We start from the raw sequence: 979 nt of genomic DNA, 5'->3' as shown, positions 1-979 counted from the left end.
CCCCGCTGACTACGAGGGGACTGCCACACCACAAGCGCATCGGGCTAGCGAAGCTATTCAGGAGCAGATTCGGGAGCGCATCGTCGCCACCAACGACATGCGGCTGTTCAGCCTGCTGCACCTGCTGAGTCAGGCGTCGCTGCGCATGGAGCAAGCGCTGTGGCCGGAGGATTACGAGCGGATGACGCGCGAGGTTGAGGAAGCCCTGCGGCAAGCCACCGACGCCAACGCCAGATCGTACACCCACGAAGAAGTGATGCAGGCGATGCAGGAACGCATCGACCGGGCGCGAGACAAGCCATGTTGATTGGCTATGCGCGCGTCTCGACGCAGGATCAGAACCTGGAGCTGCAACGCGAAGCCTTGAGCAAGGCCGGATGTAAAAAGGTCTTCGAGGACAAGGTGAGTGGCACGCGGGCAGACCGGCCTGGCTTGGCCAAGACGCTCGAAATGCTGCGCGAAGGCGATACTTTGGTCGTCTGGAAGCTCGACCGGCTGGGCCGGTCGGTCAAGCAACTGGTCGATCTGGTCGGCGATCTGCACAAGCACGGTGTCCAGTTCAGGAGCCTCACCGACTCCATCGACACCGGCACACCATCCGGGCGGTTCTTCTTCCACGTCATGGCGAGCCTTGCCGAAATGGAGCGCGAGCTGACCGTCGAGCGCACCCGCGCCGGGCTGGAAGTCGCCAAGCAGCTCGGCCGCAAAGGCGGCCGCAAGCCGAAGATGACCGACAGCAAGATCGAGTCGGCCAAGAAGCTGCTGGCCAGCGGGGTGCCGCCCAAGGACGTGGCCAAGAACCTCGGCGTGTCCATTCCGACGCTGTACCGCTGGGTGCCAGCCTCCACGCACGCTTAGCGTGCTTTATTTAATGAGATGGTCACTCCCTCCTTCCCGGTACTATGCTGAGGACAGGCTTTCATTCGGAGAACTATCATGGAAAACATTGCGCTCATTGGTATCGATCTGGGTAAAAACT

Annotated in this window: 2 protein-coding genes; both read left to right on the top strand. The window is 61.4% G+C overall.

All coding sequences use genetic code 11. The features are described 5' to 3' along the window. Positions 1 to 307, top strand: a 307-nt coding sequence (locus LLF79_RS26850) for a hypothetical protein (RefSeq protein ID WP_227880622.1), incomplete at its 5' end; no start/stop codon positions are given. Then, on the top strand, positions 301 to 858 hold the full coding sequence (locus tag LLF79_RS26845; RefSeq protein WP_003100847.1) for a recombinase family protein: 558 nt from the start codon (positions 301 to 303) through the stop codon (positions 856 to 858). The genes LLF79_RS26850 and LLF79_RS26845, both read left to right, overlap by 7 nt. Positions 859 to 979 lie beyond the last annotated feature (121 nt).

Origin of the sequence: Enterobacter cloacae complex sp. 2021EL-01169, assembly GCF_020733125.1 — a bacterium.
GTDB lineage: Bacteria > Pseudomonadota > Gammaproteobacteria > Enterobacterales > Enterobacteriaceae > Enterobacter > Enterobacter roggenkampii.
Note: the sequence above shows the minus strand (reverse complement) of the source record. Positions and strands in the feature narration are given on the sequence as shown.

Coding starts and splice junctions, on each gene's coding strand:
- LLF79_RS26845 (WP_003100847.1), top strand. CDS start 301: ATGTTGATTGGCTATGCGCGCGTCTCGACGCAGGATCAGAACCTGGAG.